This is a genomic window from Arthrobacter sp. SDTb3-6 (assembly GCF_013376095.1).
Classification (GTDB): Bacteria; Actinomycetota; Actinomycetes; order Actinomycetales; family Micrococcaceae; genus Specibacter.
Genome location: NZ_JAAMFN010000034.1, coordinates 1 through 21,672, shown reverse-complemented (window position 1 = coordinate 21,672; position 21,672 = coordinate 1). Strand labels below are relative to the sequence as shown.

The 21,672-nt window shown below is 68.4% G+C and carries 21 protein-coding genes; 12 read left to right on the top strand and 9 right to left on the bottom strand.

The window, feature by feature from the left end:
- Window positions 1–25 precede the first annotated feature (25 nt).
- Complete coding sequence (nrdF, locus tag G6035_RS15220; RefSeq protein WP_176617949.1) at window positions 26–1,003, top strand: class 1b ribonucleoside-diphosphate reductase subunit beta; 978 nt, start codon at window positions 26–28, stop codon at window positions 1,001–1,003.
- Between the two features lie 3 nt (window positions 1,004–1,006).
- Window positions 1,007–1,555, top strand: a complete 549-nt coding sequence (locus tag G6035_RS15215; RefSeq protein ID WP_218063272.1) for an NUDIX domain-containing protein — start codon at window positions 1,007–1,009, stop codon at window positions 1,553–1,555.
- On the opposite strand, the gene G6035_RS15210 is transcribed toward G6035_RS15215, so the two are convergent.
- Window positions 1,552–3,183 carry an AMP-binding protein gene (locus G6035_RS15210; RefSeq protein ID WP_176617948.1) on the bottom strand — a complete coding sequence of 544 codons (1,632 nt, stop codon included), beginning with the start codon at window positions 3,181–3,183 and terminating at the stop codon, window positions 1,552–1,554. The genes G6035_RS15215 and G6035_RS15210 overlap by 4 nt on opposite strands.
- 36 nt (window positions 3,184–3,219) lie before the next feature.
- Window positions 3,220–4,467 carry an FAD-dependent oxidoreductase gene (locus tag G6035_RS15205; RefSeq protein WP_176617947.1) on the bottom strand — a complete coding sequence of 416 codons (1,248 nt, stop codon included), beginning with the start codon at window positions 4,465–4,467 and terminating at the stop codon, window positions 3,220–3,222.
- A 340-nt stretch (window positions 4,468–4,807) separates the two neighbouring features.
- On the opposite strand from G6035_RS15205, the gene G6035_RS15200 reads away from it, so the two are divergent.
- The 3 genes from G6035_RS15200 to G6035_RS15190 are packed head-to-tail and all read left to right on the top strand — an operon-like array spanning window position 4,808 to window position 6,889.
- Window positions 4,808–5,353, top strand: coding sequence for a DedA family protein (locus G6035_RS15200; protein ID WP_256128031.1), 546 nt, complete (start codon window positions 4,808–4,810; stop codon window positions 5,351–5,353).
- A gap of 19 nt (window positions 5,354–5,372) precedes the next feature.
- Complete coding sequence (locus tag G6035_RS15195; RefSeq protein ID WP_176617946.1) at window positions 5,373–6,185, top strand: thioesterase family protein; 813 nt, start codon at window positions 5,373–5,375, stop codon at window positions 6,183–6,185.
- Complete coding sequence (locus G6035_RS15190; RefSeq protein ID WP_176617945.1) at window positions 6,182–6,889, top strand: lipoate--protein ligase family protein; 708 nt, start codon at window positions 6,182–6,184, stop codon at window positions 6,887–6,889. Before G6035_RS15195 ends, G6035_RS15190 begins: the two co-directional genes overlap by 4 nt.
- Window positions 6,890–6,897: 8 nt before the next feature.
- Here the strand turns inward: G6035_RS15190 and G6035_RS15185 are convergent, their stop codons facing one another.
- From G6035_RS15185 to G6035_RS15175, 3 genes are all read right to left on the bottom strand, one after another.
- Window positions 6,898–7,506 carry an MBL fold metallo-hydrolase gene (locus G6035_RS15185; protein WP_176617944.1) on the bottom strand — a complete coding sequence of 203 codons (609 nt, stop codon included), beginning with the start codon at window positions 7,504–7,506 and terminating at the stop codon, window positions 6,898–6,900.
- Complete coding sequence (locus G6035_RS15180) at window positions 7,506–8,591, bottom strand: S-(hydroxymethyl)mycothiol dehydrogenase (RefSeq protein WP_176617943.1); 1,086 nt, start codon at window positions 8,589–8,591, stop codon at window positions 7,506–7,508. Before G6035_RS15180 ends, G6035_RS15185 begins: the two co-directional genes overlap by 1 nt.
- A 140-nt stretch (window positions 8,592–8,731) precedes the next feature.
- Window positions 8,732–8,989 (bottom strand): mycoredoxin, encoded by a 258-nt coding sequence (locus G6035_RS15175; protein ID WP_256128035.1) that lies wholly within the window; start codon window positions 8,987–8,989, stop codon window positions 8,732–8,734.
- Window positions 8,990–9,118: 129 nt separating this feature from the next.
- On the opposite strand from G6035_RS15175, the gene G6035_RS15170 reads away from it, so the two are divergent.
- Entirely contained in the window at window positions 9,119–9,838 is a 720-nt protein-coding gene (locus tag G6035_RS15170; RefSeq protein ID WP_176617942.1) for an SOS response-associated peptidase, read from the top strand.
- A gap of 15 nt (window positions 9,839–9,853) precedes the next feature.
- Here G6035_RS15170 and G6035_RS15165 read toward each other — a convergent pair whose 3' ends face one another.
- Window positions 9,854–10,483 carry a hypothetical protein gene (locus G6035_RS15165; protein ID WP_176617941.1) on the bottom strand — a complete coding sequence of 210 codons (630 nt, stop codon included), beginning with the start codon at window positions 10,481–10,483 and terminating at the stop codon, window positions 9,854–9,856.
- 10 nt (window positions 10,484–10,493) lie between these two features.
- Window positions 10,494–11,822, bottom strand: a complete 1,329-nt coding sequence (locus G6035_RS15160) for an LCP family protein (RefSeq protein WP_176617940.1) — start codon at window positions 11,820–11,822, stop codon at window positions 10,494–10,496.
- Between the two features lie 264 nt (window positions 11,823–12,086).
- Here G6035_RS15160 and G6035_RS15155 point away from each other — a divergent pair, with 264 nt between their 5' ends.
- A complete protein-coding gene (locus G6035_RS15155; RefSeq protein ID WP_176617939.1) occupies window positions 12,087–12,971 on the top strand; it encodes a class II glutamine amidotransferase in 885 nt (294 codons plus the stop codon).
- 24 nt (window positions 12,972–12,995) lie between these two features.
- Here G6035_RS15155 and G6035_RS15150 read toward each other — a convergent pair whose 3' ends face one another.
- Entirely contained in the window at window positions 12,996–13,427 is a 432-nt protein-coding gene (locus tag G6035_RS15150; protein WP_176617938.1) for a VOC family protein, read from the bottom strand.
- 12 nt (window positions 13,428–13,439) lie between these two features.
- Window positions 13,440–13,946: a GNAT family N-acetyltransferase gene (locus tag G6035_RS15145; protein WP_176617937.1), complete on the bottom strand. Its 507-nt coding sequence runs from the start codon at window positions 13,944–13,946 to the stop codon at window positions 13,440–13,442.
- A 272-nt stretch (window positions 13,947–14,218) separates the two neighbouring features.
- Between G6035_RS15145 and G6035_RS15140 the strand changes: the two genes are divergently transcribed.
- The 5 genes from G6035_RS15140 to pgsA are packed head-to-tail and all read left to right on the top strand — an operon-like array spanning window position 14,219 to window position 21,540.
- Window positions 14,219–14,560, top strand: coding sequence for a DUF6504 family protein (locus G6035_RS15140; RefSeq protein WP_176617936.1), 342 nt, complete (start codon window positions 14,219–14,221; stop codon window positions 14,558–14,560).
- On the top strand, window positions 14,553–18,299 hold the full coding sequence (locus G6035_RS15135) for a DNA polymerase III subunit alpha (protein WP_176617935.1): 3,747 nt from the start codon (window positions 14,553–14,555) through the stop codon (window positions 18,297–18,299). The genes G6035_RS15140 and G6035_RS15135 overlap by 8 nt, the downstream gene beginning before the upstream one ends.
- An 18-nt stretch (window positions 18,300–18,317) precedes the next feature.
- Complete coding sequence (gene thrS / locus G6035_RS15130) at window positions 18,318–20,327, top strand: threonine--tRNA ligase (protein ID WP_176617934.1); 2,010 nt, start codon at window positions 18,318–18,320, stop codon at window positions 20,325–20,327.
- A gap of 20 nt (window positions 20,328–20,347) precedes the next feature.
- Window positions 20,348–20,884, top strand: a complete 537-nt coding sequence (locus G6035_RS15125) for an HIT domain-containing protein (RefSeq protein WP_176617967.1) — start codon at window positions 20,348–20,350, stop codon at window positions 20,882–20,884.
- Between the two features lie 29 nt (window positions 20,885–20,913).
- Window positions 20,914–21,540 (top strand): phosphatidylinositol phosphate synthase, encoded by a 627-nt coding sequence (gene pgsA / locus G6035_RS15120; protein WP_176617933.1) that lies wholly within the window; start codon window positions 20,914–20,916, stop codon window positions 21,538–21,540.
- The last annotated feature ends 132 nt before the right edge of the window (window positions 21,541–21,672 follow it).

The following is a 21,672-nucleotide window of genomic DNA, read 5'->3' as shown; positions in this document are numbered from 1 at the left end:
AAGATTTAGTGGAGAGAGAAGAGCGATGACACCGGAGAAGCTGAAGTTGGCGAGCCATGTGAAGGCCATCAACTGGAACCGCATCGAGGACGAGAAGGACGTGGAAGTCTGGAACCGCCTCGTGAACAACTTCTGGCTGCCCGAAAAGGTGCCGCTGTCCAACGACATCCAGTCCTGGGCCACGCTGACCCCGGACGAGCAGCTGCTGACCATGCGCGTGTTCACGGGCCTGACCCTGCTGGACACGCTGCAGGGCACCGTAGGCGCCGTCTCGCTCATCCCGGATGCCATCACCCCGCACGAGGAGGCCGTCTACACGAACATCGCATTCATGGAGTCGGTGCACGCCAAGAGCTACTCCTCGATCTTCTCCACGCTGTGCTCCACGAAGGAAATCGACGAGGCGTTCCGCTGGTCGGTGGAAAACGTGAACCTGCAGAAGAAGGCGCAGATCATTGAGTCGTACTACTACGGCGACGACCCGCTCAAGCGCAAGATTGCCTCCACGCTGCTGGAATCCTTCCTGTTCTACTCGGGCTTCTACCTGCCCATGTACTGGTCCTCACGCGCCAAGCTGACAAACACCGCCGACCTGATCCGCCTGATCATCCGCGACGAGGCAGTGCACGGCTACTACATCGGCTACAAGTACCAGAAGGGCCTGGAGGGGCTTTCCGAGGAGCGCAGGGCCGAGCTGAAGGACTACACCTTCGAGCTCATGTACGAGCTGTACGAAAACGAGGTCCAGTACACGCACGACCTCTACGACTCCGTGGGCCTGGCCGAAGACGTCAAGAAGTTCCTGCACTACAACGCCAACAAGGCCCTGATGAACCTGGGCTACGAGGCCATGTTCCCCTCCGCCGTCACCGACGTGAACCCGGCCATCCTCTCGGCCCTGTCCCCGAACGCGGACGAGAACCACGACTTCTTCTCCGGCTCCGGCTCGTCGTACGTGATTGGCAAGGCCGTCAACACCGAAGACGACGACTGGGACTTCTAGCCCTTGTCCACGCCTGAGCCGCCACAGCCCGGCTGGTCAGCCGCGGCAGCCCGGTTCGTCCGGGACGCCGCGGCTGTGGTGCGTCCCGGCCACCTCAGCGGGCCCCGGGACCCCGGCGACGCCTGGGTGGAGGGGGACCAGGGGAAGTTCTGGGGCCGCTTTGGTTCCGCCGGCCTCCTGGTGTCCGACGCCGGACGCGGCGTCCTGCTGCAGCACCGGGCGGTCTGGTCGCACCACGGCGGCACGTGGGGCCTGCCCGGCGGCGCCCTCCACGAAGGCGAGGCCGCCGTGGACGGCGCATTGCGCGAAGCCTGGGAGGAAGCCGGCGTGCCCCGGGAAAACGTGGAGCTGCTGTTCACCTCCGTGTACGACGTCGGCTATTGGCGCTACACCACGGTGGCCGTGGCCGCGGTGGTCCCGTTTGAGCCGGTCATCAGCGACCCCGAAAGCCTGGCCCTGGAATGGGTTTCGTTTGACGATGTTGCCCGGCGGCCGCTGCACCCGGGGTTCGGCAGGGCCTGGCCCGGGCTTCGCAGCCGTCTGGGATCCTAGCCGAGTCCCAGCAGTTCAACACTCCGTTGCCGCATGTCCATCTTGCGCACCTTGCCGGTGACGGTCATGGGGAATTCGTCCACCACCAGCACATAGCGCGGCACCTTGTGGCGGGACAGGTGCCCCTCGCAGAAGGCGGCCACGCCGGCCGCATCCAGGGGAGCGGCGCCGGGTTTCATCAGCAGCCAGGCGCACAGCTCCTCGCCGTACTTTTCATCCGGGACGCCGATCACCTGGACGTCGGCGATGTCCGGGTGCGAATACAGGAACTCCTCAATCTCGCGCGGGTACAGGTTTTCCCCGCCCCTGATCACCATGTCCTTGATCCGGCCCACAATGTTGACGTAGCCGTCGTCGTACATGACGGCGAGGTCTCCCGTGTGCATCCACCGGGCCGGGTCGATGGTGGCGGCGGTCTTCCCAGGATCGTTCCAGTAGCCCAGCATGACCGAGTAGCCGCGCGTGCAAAATTCGCCGGCCTCCCCGCGCGGGACGGTCAGCCCGGTCGCCGGATCCACGATCTTCACTTCCAGGTGCGGGTGTACCCGGCCCACGGTCTCGGTGCGGTGGGCGACGTCGTCGTCCGTCTGGGTCTGCATCGACACCGGCGAGGTCTCCGTCATGCCGTAGGCGATGGAGACCTGTTCCATGTGCATGTCCGTCATGCAGCGCTTCATGACCTCCACGGGGCAGGGCGAGCCGGCCATGATGCCCGTGCGCAGGCTGGAGAGGTCGTAGGAGGCAAAGTCGGGCAAATTTTGCTCGGCAATGAACATGGTGGGCACGCCGTACAGCGTGGTGCAGCGCTCGTCCTGGACCGCCCGCAGCGTTGCGGCCGCGTCGAAGGAGGCCGCCGGAATGACGATCGCCGCCCCGTGCGAGGTGGCGCCAAGGTTGCACATGACCATGCCGAAGCAGTGGTAGAACGGCACCGGCACGCACAGCCGGTCCTCCTGCGTGAACTTGATGGTTTCGGTGACGAAGTAGCCGTTGTTCAGGATGTTGTGGTGGCTGAGGGTGGCCCCCTTGGGCGAGCCCGTGGTGCCGGAAGTGTATTGGATGTTGATGGGTTCGTCGGTGCCCAGGCCAGCCATGGCACGTTCGACGGCGTCCGCCGGCACCACTTCCCCGCCCGCCACCAGCGCATCCCAGGAGGCGGTGCCAATGTAGACCGTCTCCGTCAGTTCGGGGCACTCGGGCCGGATGGCGTCGATCATGGCCGCATAGTCGGAACTGCGGAATTCCGGCAGCGCCACGATCATGCGCATCCCGGACTGCCGCACGGCGTACTTCAGCTCGTGCTGGCGGTAGGACGGGTTGACGTTGACCAGGATGGCGCCAATCTTGGCCGTGGCGTACTGGATGAGCACCCACTCGGGCACGTTGGGCGCCCAGATGCCCACACGGTCGCCCTTGGCCACCCCGGCGGCAAGGAGCCCCCGGGCCAGGGCATCGACGTCGTGGTCCAGCCGGGCGTAGCTCCAGCGGCGGCTGGACGGCACGTCCACGAGGGCCTCACGGTCCGGAAAGCGGGCGGCGGTGCGGGCAAGGTTGGCCCCGATCGTGTCGCCCAGCAACGGGATGGTGGAGGTTCCGGAGGTGTATGAGGCTTGAACGTCGTTGGTCATGGTTTGATGGTAATGCCCGAAACCGGTTAATGTGCACTAACTCACTGGGGAACTTTTCGCGGCCGCAGGACCGGGCAGCCGCTCGGGCAGGAAGCCGCGACCCACCAGCCTGGCCACGACCGGGCGGGCGGCCTTTGAGCCGAGCGTTGCCAGGCGCGCCTGCCAGGGCGCCATCTCCCCATGTTTGGCCGACGCCGCACCGGAGATGGCCTTGTGGACCTGCTGCTGCAACGGCTGCATCAGGCGCACCGGCCACTCCCGCCGGCCCTGGAACTGCCGCATGGCCTGGTCCACGGCCCGGCCCGCCAGCAGGGGCGGGGCCAGCAGCCGGGCGGCAGCAACGGCGTCCTGAACGGCGTAGTTGACACCCACGCCGAAGACCGGGCTCATGGCATGGGCGGCGTCGCCGATGCACAGCAGCCCGGGGGCCGACCATTGCCTGAGACGGTCCAATTGCACGGACAGCAGCTTGACGTCCTCCCAGTCGTGGAGCGATTCCACCGCCTGGGAAAGGAACGGGGCACTCGTGCGGACCTGCCGGCGGAAGGCCGCCAGCCCCTGGGCCCGGATCGCTTCAAAGCCGCCCTTGGGGATCAACATGCCCATTTGGTAATAGTCCGTGCGCGGGATGGTGATGAGCAGGGTGCCGTTGCGCAGGTACCCCAGCGTGTCCGGCGGCGGCGACGGGGGAGTGGGGAGCCGGAACCACAACACGTCGATGGGAACGCCCAGCCCCTCCGGCTGCAGGCCAGCGGCCCTGCGGGCCAGGGAGTCGCGCCCGTCGGCTGCCACGGTCAGGGTCGCGTTGATCCGCAACGGCCCGCCCGGGCCCTGTGCCAGGACGCCGGTGACGGCGGCACCCGGGGCGTCGTGGAGCAGCCCGGTGGCCGTGGTTTCCATGAGCAGCTTGAAGTTGGGCAGGGTCCGGGCCTCCTGGGCCAGGAGGTCCAGAAAGTCCCATTGGGGCATCAGCGCAATCCGCCTGTTCGGCCCCCGCAGGGTCCTGAAGTCGACCAGCGTCAGGCGCGTGCCGCCCACCACGATGTCCAGCGTGGTGATGCTGGTTTGGGGAATCCGCAAAAACATGGCACGCAGCCCGAGCCCGTCGATCAAGTCGAGGGTGGAGGAATGGATGGTGTCGCCGCGGAAGTCCCGGAAGAAATCGGCGTGCTTCTCCAGGACGGTGACGTCCACCCCTGCCCGGGCCAGCAGCAGCCCCAGCATCACGCCCGCCGGTCCCCCACCCACAATGCAACACGTCGTCTCCCGCGTGGTTTCCTGCATCAGGGGCCTCCGGTCTGGGCGAAACGGTCGGTGTCCTTCGTATGCTACGCCGCGGGGCCCGTTCCAAACAGGGCGGACAACCCGGCTTACAGGCGGCGGAACCCGGCCTGCCCTCCACAGGAAGACCCGTGGCGCGCCCCGTCCGCTGTTCCCGTCTGCCTGCCCGGTGGGCCTCGCGGAAAGGCGGGCCCCGGCCCTGTGGGGGTCCTTCCCCTGGCCGGATGCGAAGGGACCCCGTGGATTGGGGGAACCAACGTTTGCCCGGGTATCCTGATGGCGTGGCGCCTGGTCCCGAACATGGGCCGGGCCGATTTCCTGGCTTGGTGGGGGTGGAACACGCATGATGGACACCATTGGCTCCCTGCCGTTCATGTGGGCCTACCTGGTGTTGTTCGTCATCGTGATGCTCCGTTCCAACGCCACGTACTGGGCCGGGCGCGGCATCGCCGCCGGGGGCCGCCGGACCAGGCTGCAACGCTACCTTGATTCTCCCTCCGTGGCCCGGGCTGAAAAGGCCATCGCCCGGTGGGGCGCACCCGCCGTCAGCGCCAGCTTTTTGACCATCGGCTTCCAAACGGCCGCCAACCTCGCAGCCGGGGTCGGGCGCATGCCCCTGCGCCGATACATCCCCGCCACCGTGGTGGGCGCCATGGCGTGGGCGGCCATCTACGCCACTGTCGGCCTGGCCGCCTTCGACGCCGCCCTTGCCGCCGCGGCAGGCTCCCCGGTTGCCCTCGTTGCCCTGCTGGCGGCCGGCGGCGCCGCGCTGGTGGGCATCCACCTCTTCCGGGTTTCCCGCCGGCGCAGGCTGGACCGCGCCGCCGTCGCCGACTGCCCGGCCCTGAATCCTGAACCCGGCGCGGCACGGTCTTTGACCCAACCGTAACGGCGGTAAAGTCTTAGCCATGCAGGAAACCACCACGGCCACCCAAACACAGGCTTACTACCGGCATTTGGGCGGCAACCTTTATGCGTCCACCGTCCACGCACAGGGTGCCTGGAACGACCACGAACAGCACATGGCCCCCGTGACAGGCCTCATGGTCCGGGCGCTGGAGCAGTTCCAGCCCCGCGCGGACATGCGCCTGACCCGGTTCAACTTTGACATCCTCGGCTTGATCCCGGCCGGGGAGTTCAACATTGAAACCACCGTGCTGCGTCCCGGGCGCACCATCGAGCTGCTGCAGGCGGAGCTGGTGGCCGGCGGCCGGACCGCGGTGCGCGTGACGGCGTGGCGCATGCTCACCCTGGACACCACGGCCGTGGCGGCCCTGGAAGACGAACCCTTCCCCTCGCTGGAGGAATCGGAGCGCTGGCACGGGCTGAACGTGTGGCCGGGCGGCTTTATTGCCTCCCTTGAAGGCCGGAACATTGCAGGCCACCGGCCCGGCCGCGGGCGAGCCTGGCTGCGCACCCCCCATGACATGGTCGACGGTGAACCCACCTCGGCGCTGGTGCGCCTGATGGGCCTGGTGGACAGCGCCAACGGCATTGCCGCGCGCGTGCCCCCGGGACAGGGCAGCTACATGTTCCCCAACGTGGACCTTTCCGTGCATGTCTACCGGGAGCCCACAGGGGAATGGCTGGGACTGGATACCAAGGTCACCTTTGCCGGCGACGGCATCGGCCTGACATCCTCGGTGCTGCACGACGAGGAGGGCCCGTTCGGCCGCGCGGAGCAGATCCTGACGGTGCGTCCCATCCCGCACGCCGAGTGAACCGCTTCCTCGCCCCCCGGCTGGCCGTCCACCGCCAGGTGGAGTCGCTGGGTGCCGAAGCCGACCTCAACCGCGGCCTGGACCTGCTGGCGGACGTGAAGGCCGGGCGCCTGCCCGCCACGCTGCGGCTCTACCGCCCGGAACCCACCGTGGCCTTCGGCCAGCGCGACACCCGGCTGCCCCGTTTTGCGGAGGCCCGCGAGGCGTCCCTGGCCCGCGGCTTTGTGCCCGCCGTCCGTCGGGCCGGCGGGCGCGCTGCCGCGTACCACCAGGGGACCCTGGTGGTGGACCACATCCAGCCGCAGGAGGATTCCATCGCCGATGCGAAGGCGCGTTTTGGTTTCTTCGGTGGGCTGTTCACCGACGCGCTGAGGTCCCTCGGCGTGGATGCCGGGGTCGGAGAGATACCGGGGGAGTACTGTCCCGGGGAGTTCAGCGTGTTCGGCCGGGGGGCGGCCGGCCGCCTGAAGCTGGTGGGCACGGCCCAACGGGTGGTTGCCGGCGCCTGGCTGTTCAGCTCGGTGATTGTGGTGGAAAACTCCGCCCCGATCCGGGAGGTCCTCGTCGACACCTATGCCGCACTGGGCCTGGATTGGGACCCGCGCACGGCGGGGGCCGCCGAGGACCTGGTCCCCGGCACCACCGTCGACGCCGTGGAAGCCGCAGTCCTCGCGGCCTACGGCTCCCACGTCCAGCTTGCCTGAGCAGCCGGTCAGCTGATCCGGCCGGCCTCCGCGCCAACAGTCGTGGAGTCGCCGTGGCCGGTGTTGACCACGGTTTCGGCCGGCAGCACCAACAGGCGCCCGGCAATCGAGCGCAGGATCGTCGGGTGGTCGCTGAAGGACCGCCCCGTGGCCCCGGGCCCGCCGTTGAACAAGGTGTCGCCGGAGAACACCGTGGCCAGGGACCCCGCGTAGAAGCAGGTGGAACCGGGGGAGTGCCCCGGTGTGTGCAGGGCTGTCAGCTGCGTGCCGGCAACCTCGAACACCTGTCCGTCGGCAATGGGGCCGTCCGGGGTGGTGCCCGGATAGATGTCTTCCCACAGCATTTGGTCGGCCGGGTTCATGAACACCGGCGCCCCGGCCAGCGCGGCGAATTCGCGGGCATGGCGGATGTGGTCGTCGTGGCCGTGCGTGAGCAGCACGGCCTTCACGGTGCGCCCCGCCACGGCTGCCAGGACGGCCTGCGGGTCGTGGGCGGGGTCGATCACGAACACCTCGGCGTCATCGCCCACGATCCAGACGTTGTTGTCCACCTCCCAGGTGCCGCCGTCGAGCGAGAATGTCCCGGAGGTGACCAGCCGGTCAATGCGCGCGGCCATCAGAGCACCACGACCGACCGCAGCACGGACCCTTCGCCCATCTTCGCGAAGGCCGCCTCGACGTCGTTGATGGTGATGCGTTCGGTGACAAAGGCGTCCAGGTCCAGCTTCCCCTGCTTGTACAGGTCAATGAGCATGGGGAAGTCACGCGAGGGCAGGCAGTCGCCGTACCAGGACGACTTCAGCGACCCTCCGCGGCCAAACACGTCCAGCAGCGGCAGCTCCAGCTGCATGTCGGGGGTGGGCACGCCCACCAGGACCACGGTGCCGGCCAGGTCACGTGCATAGAACGCCTGCTTGTAGGTTTCCGGGCGCCCGACGGCGTCAATCACCACATCGGCGCCGAAGCCGCCGGTGAGTTCCTGGACGGCGGCCACGGCGTCCTGCTCCGACGAGTTCACCGTGTGCGTGGCACCCAGCGTCCTGGCCATCTCCAGCTTCCGCGGATCACGGTCCACGGCGATGACCGTGGTGGCCCCGGCCAGCGCGGCACCGGCAATCGCCGCCGAACCCACGCCGCCGCAGCCAATGACGGCCACGGAGTCCCCGCGCTTGACCCCGCCGGTGTTGATTGCGGCACCGAGCCCGGCCATGACGCCGCAGCCCAGCAGCCCGGCCGCCGCGGGATCGACGTCGGCGTCCACCTTGGTGCACTGGCCGGCCGCCACCAGGGTCTTTTCAATGAACGCGCCGATGCCCAGTGCGGGCGAGAGGACGGTGCCGTCCTCCAGGGTCATCTTCTGGGTGGCGTTGGCCGTGTTGAAGCAGTACTGCGGCTGGCCCTTGGCGCATGCGCGGCAGGTGCCGCACACGGCCCGCCAGTTGAGGATCACCCGGTCCCCGGGGGCCACGTTGGTCACATCGGGCCCGACGGCGCTGACCACGCCCGTGGCCTCGTGCCCCAGCAGGAACGGAAAGTCGTCGTTGATGCCGCCCTGCTTGTAGTGCAGGTCGGTGTGGCACACACCGCTCGTGAGGATGTCCACGAGGGCTTCCCCCGGGCCGGGATCCGGGACCAGGATCGTCTCGATCGTGACGGGGGCGTCCTTTGACAGGACCACGGCGCCTTGAACTTTGTGAACCACTTGCTTGCTCCTTGGGAAAGATGAATGTGCCATGGCTTGTCTATCATGGGGGCCGTTAAAAACCCATCGCCGCCGCGGCCCGTGACATTCGGGATTGCGGCGGCGAAGCGGAAAACTCGGTGGGGGATGCGCCCCGGCGGCTATACGCCCAGTTTTTCCATGACGTCATTGAGCGAGGGATTGGTGGCGGAGGAGCCGTCCGGGAAGATCACGGTGGGAACGGTCTGGTTGCCGTCGTTGAGCTTTTCAACGAGTTCGGCCGTGCCGGGCGTGTCCTCGATGTTGATTTCCGTGTAGCCGATCCCCTTGGCGTCCAGCTGCTTCTTCAGGCGCTTGCAGTAGCCGCACCAGACGGTGGAGAACATGGTGATGGTGCCGGATTCGGGCGTGTACTGCAAGGCGGGCTCCTGACGGTCGGGGAGGGGCGGGCGCACGCTGCGCCACGCCTGGGCTTCAGTAGGCACAACGCTACCGCCTGTCCGGGGTATTCCCGGTGTGGCGGGCCCGGCCTGTGGCACGATGGAGCCATGTGCGGAAGATACGTCATGGCCCGGGCCGTGGGCGACCTCGTGGCCGAACTCGAAGCCGAGGCGGATGCGAACCTGGAGTTGCGCGCCTCCTGGAACGTGGCCCCCACCACGGACGTGCCCATAGTGCTTGAGCGTCTGCTCGACGGCGCGGTCCACCGGCAGGTGCACGTGGCCAAATGGGGCCTGGTGCCGGGCTGGGCGAAGGATCCTGCCGTCGGGGTGCGCTCGTTCAATGCCCGCAGCGAGACCGTCCTGGACAAGCCCACGTTCCGCACCGCCACCAGGAAGCGCCGCTGCGGGGTGCCGGTGGAGGGCTATTACGAATGGAAGAAGCTGCCGGATGGCACGAAGCAGCCCTATTTCATTCACCGTCCGGACGGGGCACTGACCACCTTCGCCGGCCTCTATGAGTGGTGGAAGGACCCGGCCAAGGCGGACGGTGACGGGGACCAGTGGCTGCTCTCCTGCACCATCCTGACCATGGCTGCCCCGCCCGACGGCGAACTGGCCACCCTGCATGACCGATTGCCGGTGCCCCTGGGCCGCGACGGCCTGGCCGAATGGCTCAATCCGGCGGCAGGGGATCCTGCCACCCTGCTGGACGCGGTCCTGTCCGGGGCCTACGGCATTGCCGCCGGATGGCAGTTGGACCCGGTGGGTGCGGCCGTGGGCAACGTGCGCAACGATTCGCCTGGACTGACGGCACGCATCAGCTAGCCGGCGTGCCGGGACTCAGGACAGCGCGTAGAAGCACACGGCAAGGGCCGCAACGAGGAACGCTTCAAAAACCCCCAGCACGCGCGATGGCCGCTCCGATGCTTTTCCGGGTGTCGCGAAAGCACCCAGCAGCCAGCCCACGCAGGCCAGCAGCAGCACGATCCAGGCAATGACGTGTTGAATCAGGGTGCCCAGCTGCCGGGCGGCCGGGTGCGGCCCCAGGGCGCCAGCCAGGGAAACGGCGGCCCAGGTGGCCACCACCGTGATGATCAGGTGGTACAGGGCCCGCCCCCTGCCCGCACCGGAACCTGGGGCCGCACCGTCAACCGGACCGGCCGGGGAGGCCGCCCCGGCGTGGGGCGCAGGGACGGCAACGGGGGCCGGCGCCGGGGCGGCCACACGGTACAGGAACCACAGCGCAACCGCCCCCAGAGGCACCAGGACCGCCAGGCCGGCGTCGTGCCAGCCGAGGAACACTGCGGACGGAACGAGCGCGGCTGCCCACACGGCCAGCGCATCCACGCGGGCCGCCGCCCGCCCGGGGGGCCGGCCCCCGGCAGGGAGCCGGCGGGGTGCTGTGGCCAGCACGACGCCCAGCACCAGGGCCCCGGCAAGCAGTGCGGCAAGCAGCAGTTGGATCAACACGTGGGCACCTTTACTTGACGCATGTCACTGAACCGCCCTGAAGGGCGCCGGTCCAGTCGGAATAGGTGGTGGTGGCCGGGGTCTTGGCTGCCTTGGGGGCAGTGCCCGATGACGGCGCGTTTGCGGCGCTTCCGGACGGGGAGCCGGACCCGTGTGAAGCTCCGGACCCTGAGGAAGCGCTGCCGGCGGGCTTGGAATGTCCCGGGGTTGCGGCCTTCGCGGCGGGCTTCCGGGCCGGGGAGAGCAGTTCCTTGACGGTCGCCTGGACCTGGGCCACGTCGACCGTGTTGATTGATTCCCCCGTGGGGGACGTCCCGAAGCCGGTGATCGGCAGGGTGGTGAAGGAAATGTTGCCGGAGGTGATGGCGCCGGCCTGCCGGGCCATGTCCAGCAGGTTCAGCCCGGAGTCCACCACCAGGTTGCTGCTGACGGCGGACAGCACCGACTGCATCTTGGGGATGTCCGTAAACGTGCCCGCCTGCTTGAGCTGGTGGATGACTGAGACGATGAACGCCTGCTGGCGGCGCTCCCGGTCCAGGTCGGTGAAGCTGTAGTTCGGGTTGGTGGTGTCCCGGCGCTGGCGGACGAAGGCCATGGCCTGCTTGGCGTTGATCTGCTGCACGCCCTTGACGAAGTTGGCGCCCGAGTATGTGTCCTGGGTGGCCTGGTTGACGCAGACAGTGATCGGGGCCACGGCCTGGGCCACCTCATAGAAGCCCGCCATGGTCACCTCCACGAAGTGGTCGATGTGTACGCTGCCCAGGAACTGGGAGACCGTCGCGATCTCGGCCCTGCGCCCGGCCTCCCGGGCCTGCTGGTACGTGGCCTGGTCGTTGGGCTTGCCGGCGGCCAGCAGTGCGGTCTGTTCGGCAGCCAGCCCATAGCCGTAGGCTTCCTTGATCTTTGCATGCAGGTCCTGGCCGGGAATGCCGGCGAGGTGCACATAGTCGTCGCGGGGGATCGACATGGCCGTGGCCTTGGAACCGTCGGCCGGAATGTGCACCAGCATCAACACGTTGGCGTTGTAGCCTCCGGTGCTTTGGTTGCCGGCGTCCAGGGCGCTGTAGACGGCAGCGGAGAGTGGTTTGCCCTTTTCGTCAACACGTGAGTCGAGGCCCATCACGAGGATGTTGGTGTCCTTGGTCAGCTTTGCCACCGATTGGGCCCCGTCCAGGGCCCGGGAACGCAGGATGTTGTCGTTGGCCTGGACCACGGTGGCGACAACGAAGGCCACCGCCACCATCACGGCGGCCACCACCGCCGCCAGCACCGCGAGCGTGATCCGCCGACGGCGCAGCCGCCGGCGGTCACGCAGAATCAATTGCTCGTACAGGCCCATGGCTTTGCTCCTTGCCGGTGCCCCACGCCCGGTGAATCCTTGGCCCTCACTGCTCCGGGCCCCGGCTCCCATCGTCACACGGCGCGCCTGGCGGCCAGGCCCAAACGGCCCAATTTCCCGGGAAGTCCCAGCGGATTCACAGCCGCGGGCAGGGGCGGCCGGGGACGGCCGCGTGCGGTTCCCGACAGGTGCCCGCCCGCCCTGCCATACTCAAGGCACGGGCGCACACATCGTGGCTGCGCTGCGGAGGGGAGGGCGGGGGACATGTGCCGGCTTTTTGGGCTGCATGCAGGCAGGGACGCCGTCACGGCCACGTTTTGGCTGCTGAAGGCGCCGGACAGCCTTCAGGCGCAGAGCCACCGCGCCCCGGACGGGACGGGGATCGGCGTGTTCAACGGCCCGGGGACGCCCGTGGTCAGCAAACAGCCCATGGCCGCCTGGCACGATGCCGCCTTTGCCTCGTCGGCACGGACCCTGGAGGGCACCACCTTCCTGGCGCACGTGCGGTACGCGTCCACCGGGGCGCACACCCTGGAAAACACCCACCCGTTCGAACTCGACGGGCGGCTGTTCGCGCACAACGGGGTGGTGCACGGCCTGGACCGGCTGGACGCGCGCATTCTTGAACGGGGCGGGGCGGGGCTTGTCCGCGGTGAAACGGACAGCGAGCGGCTGTTCGCCCTCATCACGGCCGAGACGCGGCTCGCCGGGGGCGACCTCGGCGCCGGGCTCGCCGCGGCCATGGCGTGGGTGGTGGCGGCGCTGCCCGTGTACAGCCTGAACCTCATCATCACGACCGGCACCGGCCTGTGGGCGCTGCGCTACCCCGAAACCCATGGGCTTTACGTCCTGGAGCGCCGCCCCGGCGGCCACGGGCGCGGTGCCCAGCTGCAGGCCGGCAGCCCCCGGATCCATGCCCACAGCCCAAGCCTCGCCAACCAGGCGTCCCTGGTGGTTGCCAGCGAGCCCATGGACGCCGACCCCGGCTGGCGCCTGCTGGGTTCGGGGGAGATGCTCCAGGTGGACGCGGGACTGGCAGTCACGTCAACGTTCCCGCTGCCGGAGCACCCCGCATTCCCCTTGGCACTGGCAGACCTTGGCAGCGAGGCTGCCGCGTCGCAGCACCCGCACGCGGCGGGAGCGGCCTAAAAACCGGCCGGGCCGCGGCAGGGCTCAGACCGTCACGTGCCCGGCGTCGTCCACGGCCCAGGTGGGGTTGTAGGCCACTTCCCAGCGGAAGCCGTCCGGGTCGGCGAAGTAGCCGCTGTACCCGCCCCAGGGCTGCTGCCTGGGCGGACTTGCGACGTCGGCCCCCGCCTCCCGCGCCTGGCCCACCACGGCGTCGACCTCGGCGGGACTGCTCACATTGTGGCTCAGCGTGAGGGCGGCAATGTCAGCGCGCAGCCCGTCTTCCGGGACCCCGAGCTCGGCGGCCATCTGGGCGCGCTTCCACAGGGACAGGACCAGGCCGTGGTTGACCTGCAGGAAGAGGACGTCGCCGGGCACCTCCAGCCGCGGGGTCCAGCCCAGCCCGTCCACGTAAAAGCTGCGGGAGCGGGCAACATCGCGGACTCCCAGGGTGATGAAGTTCAGCCGTTGTTCCACGGTCCCGGCAGCCTAGTCGTCGCTGTCCTCGGGGGTCCACCGGCGGAAGTCGAGGGACAGGTAGAGGGCCAGTGCGGCCGAGTTGCTTTCCTCCACGCGCAGGGCCACCTCCTGGTGCCCTTCGTTGAACAGGGTGTCCATCGTGGCCAGGACCAGGTCCTCGGCCAGCCCCTGCCGGCGGTGGTTGCGGTCCGTAATGAGTTCAATGATGAACGGCGACTCGGGCGTGTCGTCACCCAGGGCGCGTTCGACGACGAGCACCGCGGCCACGATCCTGTCGTTTTCATCCAGCGCCACGTGGGACGCCTTGGGCAGGAACTGCCCGTACTTGCCGGCCAGCGAGGCACGCATGTTGTCCATGGCAACCTGCAGCGTTTCGCCCGCCAGGCCCGGGTCATAGGCGGTGAAGTAGAGCTCCCCGAGCCGGGGGAGGTCGGAATCCTCCACGGTGCGGGAGGCGGTTTTGAGTTCCCGCTCAAGCGGCGTGGTCCTGGCGATGAGGGTGACCATGTCTGTCATGGAACGCTCCTTATGTCGTTGCGGGGCCAACAGTGCAAGGTGCACCGGGGATCCGGCGGATCCCCGGTGCCGGTGCCGTGGCAGGTAATTGCTTAACGTACGGCGGGGCCGGTAAATGCCCGTCCGAGGCGAAATTCTTCCCAATTGGCGACTTTCTTGCCGCGTGAAGTGAGCGTACACTACATTTATTAGAATATATTTCCTAGTACTAAACGGGCGCCATGTACATGCTGCATGGCGCGTGGTGTGGCAGGCGGAGGTGGCAGGCACGCATGGGCACTTTCAGTGAAGGCATCGAGGTGGTGGAGACCGCCGCCGGGCTGCCGCTGCACCTGGCCTGGCGCGGCGGGCGCTACACGCTCGCCGCCGAGCCCCTGCGCTGGTACCGGCGGCGCAACTGGTGGGATGAGGAAACCCGCGCCGCCCCGGGAACGGGGGCGGGCCTGGTGGACAGGGAAATCTGGCGGGTGCAGGTCCGCCGCGACGGCGGATCCCGCAACGCACCGCTGCTGACCCTGGACCTGGTCAGGTACCTGCCGTCCGGCCGGTGGCGGGTCATAAAAATTCACGATGCGTTAACCGAAACGGTGGAAGAGCTGGAACCCGGTGCCTAAGTTTGTGCATTTGCATGCCGCCAGCGCCTACAGCGCCCACTACGGGGTTTCCTGGCCCGATGACCTGGTGCAGGCCGCAGCCGCCGACGGCGCCGACGCGCTGGCCGCCACCGACCGCGACGGGCTCTATGGTGCCATCAAGCACGTCCAGGCCTGCATGGCTGCCGGGATAGACCCCATCCTGGGCGTCGACCTCGCCATCCTGGACGACGCCGGCCAGGGAAGCGGGGCGGGCCCGTCCCGTTCCCGCCCGGCGCCCGTGGAGACCGGGCGGGTGGTGGTCCTGGCCCACGGCGGCCGGGCGCTGCGTGCCGGTGCGGGGTATGCGGCCCTGTGCCGGCTGGTCTCCGCCGCGCACGCCCGGCAACAGGGCCCCGTGGGCCTGACCCTGGCGGAACTGGCCGGCGGCGTGCTGGACCCGGAAACCGGTGAACCGGCCCTGACCGTGCTGGTGGGCCCGTTCTCCGACGTCGCCGGGGCCATGGGCGGGCGGCGGTACCTGGCGCCCCGGACCAGGTTTGCGGCCTGGCTGCACGCGATGCCGGCCGGCACCCTGGCCGTTGAGGTCGTGAGCCACTTCAGCGAGCCCGGGGGACCCTTGAGCACCACCCGCGCGGTGCGCATGCTCAAACTGGCCGAGGAATTTGGCGTCCCCGCGGTGCTGGCCAACGCCGTGCGGTACTGCACCGCGGACGACGCCCCCACCGCCGACGTGCTGGACGCCGCCCGGGCCATCACCCCCCTGGGCCGGCTGCCCGGCCTCCAGCCCACGGGGCAGGGCTGGCTGAAAAGCGGTGCGGACATGCACCGGGCGGGGCGGGAGATTGTTGGCCAGGGCGGCTACGGCACGGCGGAACTGGAGCAGCTGTGGGCCAACACGCTCAAGGTGGCGGACAAGTGCCGGCTGGATCCGGCGGCGGACCTGGGCTGGAAAAGGCCGGTCACCCCCGAGGCGGCCGTGCTCGGCCTGTCCCAGGCCCCGGCCAGGGAACTGTGGCAGCGGGCCGAGGCCGGGCTAAGCCTGCGCTTCCCCGGAATTGGCGGGGGCAGGCTGGCCGCCGTCCGGGACCGGCTCACCATGGAAATGGACACCATCAACGACCTCGGCTTTGCCTCCTACTTCCTGACCGTGGCCGAGGTCTCGGAGATGATCCGCGGCATGGGGGTGCGCCGGGCCGCGAGGGGGTCCGGGGCGTCGTCGCTGGTGAACTACCTGTTGGGCATCAGCGCGGTGGACCCCATCGCCAACGACCTCCTCTTTGAACGCTTCCTCTCCCGGGACCGCTCCACGCTGCCGGACATCGACCTCGATGTGGAAAGCGCCGAACGGCACAACGTCTACCACCGCATCTTTGAACGGTTCGGTCCCCGGCGCGTGACGCTGATGAGCATGCAAAACGGCTACCGGGCCCGCGGGGCCGTGCGCGACGCCGGGCTGGCCCTGGGCATGGACCCGGAGGACGTGGACGGGATCGCCAAGCAGTTGTGGCGCTTCTCGGCACGCTCCTTCCGGGAGGCCCTGGTGGAAAAGCCGGAGCTGCGCGACTTTGCCGCCCGGGTGGAGCAGGCCCACGAGCTGGGCGGCGGCACGCAGCTGGACCTGCTGGTGGACCTCACCGAACGGCTGGACCGGCTGCCCCGGCACATTTCCATGCACCCGTGCGGGGTGATCCTGGGCGATGCCACCCTGCTGGACCGCACCCCGGTGCAGCCCAGCGGGCTGGGCCTGCCGATGAGCCAGTTCGACAAACACGACATGGACCCGATGGGCATGCTCAAGCTGGACGTGCTGGGCGTGCGCATGCAAAGCGCCATGGCCTACGCTGTGCGCGAAGTGGTCCGGCTGCACCCCTCCAAGGCGGAGGTGGTGGCTGCGGGGCGCCACCCGGCGGGCCCCGACGGGCGGGGCCCGGACTACGTGGGGGAGGACGGCCGGATTGACCTTGACGCCGTCCCGCTCGACGACGAACCCACCTTTGAGCTGATCCGCAGCACCCACACGCTGGGCTGCTTCCAGATCGAATCCCCGGGCCAGCGCGAGCTGGTGGGCAAGATGGCCCCGCGCGAGTTCAACGACCTCATCATTGACATCTCCCTGTTCCGCCCCGGCCCCATGAAGTCGAACATGGTCAAGCCCTACCTGGAAAACCGGCACGGCTTTGCCCCCGAACACTATGCGCACCCGGATCTCAAGCCCGCCCTGGCCGAAACGCACGGGGTGACGGTGTTCCACGAGCAGGTGCTGCGCACCTTCCACGTCATGACGGGCTGCTCCCTGTCCCACGCCGACGAGCACCGACGCCGGCTGGGCAATCCGGAGCAGGAACCGGCCGTGGAGGCCTTCTTCCGCACCAGCGCCCGCGCCAAGGGATACGGCCCGGAGACCATCGAGGAGGTGTGGGAGACGCTGAAGGCCTTCGGCAGCTTCGGCTTTTGCAAGGCCCACGGCGCCGCCTTCGCCATGCCCACCTACCAGTCGGCCTGGCTGAAGGCCCACCACCCGGCGGAGTTTTTGGCCGGGCTGTGGGAACACGACCCCGGCATGTACCCGCGCCGGCTGCTCGTGGCGGAGGCCCGGCGGATGGGCATCCCCATCCTGCCCCTGGACGTGAACGCCAGCACCGGCTCCTACCGGGCCGAACGCACGCGGGCCGTTCCTGGCGGGAGCGGCGGGAACAGCGGCGGAGCAACGGGCGGCGCAACTGGCTGCGCAACGGCCGGAAGGGAAGCGGCCGGGGAGGAAGTGACGGGGATCCGGCTGAGCCTGGCGGACGTGTACGGGCTGTCCGGCACGGAACTGAAGCGGATTGTGGCCGGGCAGCCCTACGACTCCCTGGCGGACCTGCGCAGCCGGGCCCGGGTGTCCCGGCCCGTCCTGAAGCGGCTGGCCCAGCTCGGTGCCCTGGACTCCCTGCAGCGCAGCGCCCAGCAGGCCACCGGCAACACGGCCAACCGGGCGGACCTGGTGGCCCATGTCAACAGCCTGCCGGCACCGAAATCCGGCAGGCACAACGAGCCGATGGAAGGGCAGCTGCACCTGCCGCTGGGGGAGTTGGAGCTGGGCACCCTGCCGGCCAGGCTTCCCGCACCCACCCAGGCGGAGACCGTGCGCACCGAGCTGGACCTGCTCGCACTGGACGCCAGCGCGCACCTGATGGACAGCTATGCCCCGCTGCTGGCCGAACTTGGCGTGACGACCTCGGACCGGCTGCTGGGGCTGCGCAACAACTCCGAGGTGCTGGTGGCCGGGGTGCGCGTGGCCACCCAGACCCCGCCCATGCGCGGCGGGCGGCGCGTGGTGTTCATCAGCATCGACGACGGCACCGGCTGCGTTGATGCCACGTTCTTCCATGAAGCCCAGGACCGCTCCGGTCCCTTGCTGTTTGGCACCCGGATGCTGCTGATCCGGGGCCTGACCCGGCGCACCGGCCCGCGCGGCATCAGCCTGCAGGCACTGGAGGCCTGGGACCTGGGCCGGCCGGAAACCCTGCCGGGCCCGGGCTGCCTCCAGGACCCGCGAAGGCCGCAGGACTCCCGGCACCCCGCGCCGGGAAAGCCGGAACCGACCGTCGCCGGCCTGGCCCGGCTCATGGAGTCCGAGGGATTGGACCACCGGACCGGCCAAGCGGCGCCGGAAGGTGCGTGCCCGGCCGGGTTGGTTGGCGCTGCGCGAAACCGATACGATCAAGGAGGCCCACAGCAACCCCCGTATGTTGCTTGGACAAGGGGCCATACATGACAAATCAAGGAGTTACCCGTGCCAGTGGATACACAGATCACCATTAAAGTCGACGGCGAGACGACGACGGTGGCCACCGGCACCACCGGTGCGGAACTGTTCTTTGACCGCCGCGAGGTTGTCGTGGCCCGCGTGGACGGCGTCCTGACGGACCTGGCCACCCCGCTGGCCGACGGCGCCGTCGTTGAACCCGTCACTGTGGACTCCCCGGACGGGCTGAACGTGCTGCGCCACTCCACGGCCCACGTCATGGCCCAGGCCGTGCAGCAGCTGCGCCCCGACGCCAAGCTCGGCATCGGCCCCTACATCACCGACGGCTTCTACTTTGACTTTGACGTCGCCGAGCCTTTCACGCCCGAGGACCTGAAGACGCTTGAGAAGATGATGCAGAAGATCGTCAACCAAAACCAAAGGTTCGCCCGCCGCGTCGTCTCCGAGGCCGAGGCCCGCGAAGCCATGGCCAACGAGCCCTACAAGCTGGAACTGCTGGGCAAGGCTTCCGACGCCGACACGGCCGGCGAAGGGGTCAACGTCGAGGTGGGAGCCGGTGACATCACCATCTACTCCAACATTGACCGCAAGAGCGGGGAGGAGGTCTGGTGCGACCTGTGCCGCGGCCCGCACCTGCCCAACACCAAGCTGATCTCCAACGCCTTTGCCCTGACACGCACCTCCGCCGCGTACTGGCTGGGCAACCAGAAAAACCAGCAGCTGCAGCGCATCTACGGCACGGCGTGGCCCACCAAGGAGGCGCTGAAGGCCTACCAGGAACGCATCGCGGAGGCCGAGCGCCGGGACCACCGCAAGCTCGGCGTCGAACTTGACCTGTTCTCTTTCCCCGACGAGCTGGGCTCCGGCCTGCCCGTCTTCCACCCCAAGGGCGGCATCATCCGCAAGGAGATGGAGGACTACTCGCGCAAGCGCCACGTGGAGGCCGGCTACGACTTCGTCTACACCCCCCACATCACCAAGGGCCACCTGTACGAGGTGTCCGGCCACCTGGACTGGTACAAGGACGGCATGTTCCCGCCCATGCACGTGGACGCCGAACTCAATGAGGACGGCACGGTGCGCAAGCCCGGCCAGGACTACTACCTCAAGCCCATGAACTGCCCCATGCACAACCTGATCTTCCGCTCCCGCGGACGGTCCTACCGCGAACTGCCGCTGCGCCTGTTCGAGTTCGGCTCGGTCTACCGCTACGAGAAGTCCGGCGTGGTCCACGGCCTCACCCGCGTGCGCGGCATGACACAGGACGACGCCCACATCTACTGCAGCAAGGAGCAGATGAAGGACGAGCTCACCGAGACGCTGAACTTCGTGCTGTCCCTCTTGAAGGACTACGGGCTGAACGACTTCTACCTGGAGCTCTCCACCAAGGACCCGGAAAAGTTCGTCGGCTCCGACGAGGTCTGGGAGGAAGCCACCCAGACGCTGGCCGACGTTGCCACGGCTTCCGGGCTCGAACTGGTGGCCGATCCCGGCGGCGCGGCGTTCTACGGACCGAAGATCTCCGTCCAGGCCAAGGATGCGCTGGGCCGCACCTGGCAGATGTCCACCATCCAGCTGGACTTCAACCTGCCCGAGCGTTTTGAACTGGAGTACCAGGCGGCCGACGGCACCCGCCAGCGCCCGGTCATGATCCACCGCGCCCTCTTTGGCTCGGTGGAGCGCTTCATGGGCGTGTTGACCGAACACTACGCGGGCGCTTTCCCGGCCTGGCTTTCGCCCGTCCAGGTGGTGGCCATCCCGGTTGCCGAGGCATTCAACGACTACATGTTCGACGTCGTGGCCAAGCTCAAGCAGCAGGGCATCCGTGCCGAGGTGGACACCTCCAGCGACCGGTTCCCCAAGAAGATCCGCACGGCCAGCAAGGAAAAGGTGCCGTTTGTGCTGATCGCCGGCGGCGACGACGCCGACGCCAACGCGGTCTCCTTCCGCTTCCGCGACGGCAGCCAGGACAACGGCGTGGCCGTTGACGAAGCCGTGCGCCGCATCGTTGAAGCCGTCAGGAACCGCACGGCGTGAGTGAACAGGGTGTGGCGTCCATGCAGGACGACTTTGAGCTTCCAGGTGTGCCGGATGCCTTTCAGCGGCTCTGGACGCCGCACCGCCTGGCCTATGTCAAGGGCGGGCAGGAGCAGGTCACCGGCACGCACAACTGCCCGTTCTGCGAGGCCCCGGGGCGAAGCGACGAGGAATCCCTCATTGTCCACCGCGGCAGCCTGGCCTATGTGGTGCTGAACCTGTTTCCGTACAACCCGGGCCACCTGCTGGTGTGCCCGTACCGGCACGTGCCCGACTACACGGACCTGACCGTGGCCGAGACGGCGGAGTTCGCCGAGCTGTCCCAACAGGCCATGCGCGTGTTGCGGGCCGTGTCCAACCCGTCGGGATTCAACCTGGGGATGAACCAGGGCGTCACGGGAGGTGCAGGCATTGCCTCTCACCTGCACCAGCACATTGTGCCGCGCTGGGGCGGGGACGGAAACTTCCTGCCCATCATCGCCGGGACCAAGGCCATCACCCAGACCCTCGGAGACGCGCGTGGGCAGATCGCCGGCGCCTGGGGCGGAATCGGCTAGCAGGCACCTACCAGGACGAGGAACCATCAATGCTGAACAAGTACGCCCGCGCGCTGTTCGCAGCCATCTTTACACCGGTTGCGGCGCTGCTGGTGCGCCTGAAGGTGTCACCGGACGCCGTCACCATCATCGGCACCCTGGGCGTGGCGGCGGGCGCCCTCATCGGGTACCCCATGGGGCAGTTGTTCTGGGGCACCGTGGTCATCACGGTCTTCGTCTTCTCCGACATCCTCGACGGGCTCATGGCCCGCATGCTGGACCGGTCCGGCAAATGGGGGGCCTTCCTGGATTCCACCCTTGACCGGGTGGGCGATGGCGCCGTCTTTGCCGGGATCGTGGTCTGGTTCTACACCGGCGGGCACAACCACTTCATCGCAGCCATGGCCCTCACCTGCCTGGTCCTGGGCTCAATCGTTTCCTACGCCAAGGCGCGCGCCGAGGGCCTGGGCATGACGGCGAATGTCGGCATCGCCGAGCGCTCGGACCGCCTCGTGGTGGTGCTCGTGGCGACCGGGCTGGTGGGCCTGGGCATCCCGCAGGCCGTGCTCGCCGTCGTCCTGGTCCTGCTGGCGGTCGCCAGCCTGGTGACCATCATCCAGCGGGTCGCCACTGTACGCCGCCAGGCGCTGAACGGCAATCTGCCCGCGGGGCGTTGACACGGGTTTCAACGCCGGCCGCTTCCGGGAATAGAATGGGCGTACCCGTGTGGCATGCCACGTTCGCGGGCAGAAAATTTTTCGTTCCTTCCCAGAGGGGTTTTTGTGTCTACACCCGATGTAACACCGGTG

What these genes read in the sequence shown, in the direction of transcription:
- nrdF (WP_176617949.1), top strand. Translation starts at nt 26, where the DNA reads ATGACACCGGAGAAGCTGAAGTTGGCGAGCCATGTGAAGGCCATCAAC.
- G6035_RS15210 (WP_176617948.1), bottom strand. Translation starts at nt 3,183, where the DNA reads ATGACCAACGACGTTCAAGCCTCATACACCTCCGGAACCTCCACCATC.
- G6035_RS15205 (WP_176617947.1), bottom strand. Translation starts at nt 4,467, where the DNA reads ATGCAGGAAACCACGCGGGAGACGACGTGTTGCATTGTGGGTGGGGGA.
- G6035_RS15200 (WP_256128031.1), top strand. Translation starts at nt 4,808, where the DNA reads ATGATGGACACCATTGGCTCCCTGCCGTTCATGTGGGCCTACCTGGTG.
- G6035_RS15195 (WP_176617946.1), top strand. Translation starts at nt 5,373, where the DNA reads ATGCAGGAAACCACCACGGCCACCCAAACACAGGCTTACTACCGGCAT.
- G6035_RS15185 (WP_176617944.1), bottom strand. Translation starts at nt 7,506, where the DNA reads ATGGCCGCGCGCATTGACCGGCTGGTCACCTCCGGGACATTCTCGCTC.
- G6035_RS15170 (WP_176617942.1), top strand. Translation starts at nt 9,119, where the DNA reads ATGTGCGGAAGATACGTCATGGCCCGGGCCGTGGGCGACCTCGTGGCC.
- G6035_RS15160 (WP_176617940.1), bottom strand. Translation starts at nt 11,822, where the DNA reads ATGGGCCTGTACGAGCAATTGATTCTGCGTGACCGCCGGCGGCTGCGC.
- G6035_RS15155 (WP_176617939.1), top strand. Translation starts at nt 12,087, where the DNA reads ATGTGCCGGCTTTTTGGGCTGCATGCAGGCAGGGACGCCGTCACGGCC.
- G6035_RS15145 (WP_176617937.1), bottom strand. Translation starts at nt 13,946, where the DNA reads ATGACAGACATGGTCACCCTCATCGCCAGGACCACGCCGCTTGAGCGG.
- G6035_RS15140 (WP_176617936.1), top strand. Translation starts at nt 14,219, where the DNA reads ATGGGCACTTTCAGTGAAGGCATCGAGGTGGTGGAGACCGCCGCCGGG.
- G6035_RS15125 (WP_176617967.1), top strand. Translation starts at nt 20,348, where the DNA reads ATGCAGGACGACTTTGAGCTTCCAGGTGTGCCGGATGCCTTTCAGCGG.
- pgsA (WP_176617933.1), top strand. Translation starts at nt 20,914, where the DNA reads ATGCTGAACAAGTACGCCCGCGCGCTGTTCGCAGCCATCTTTACACCG.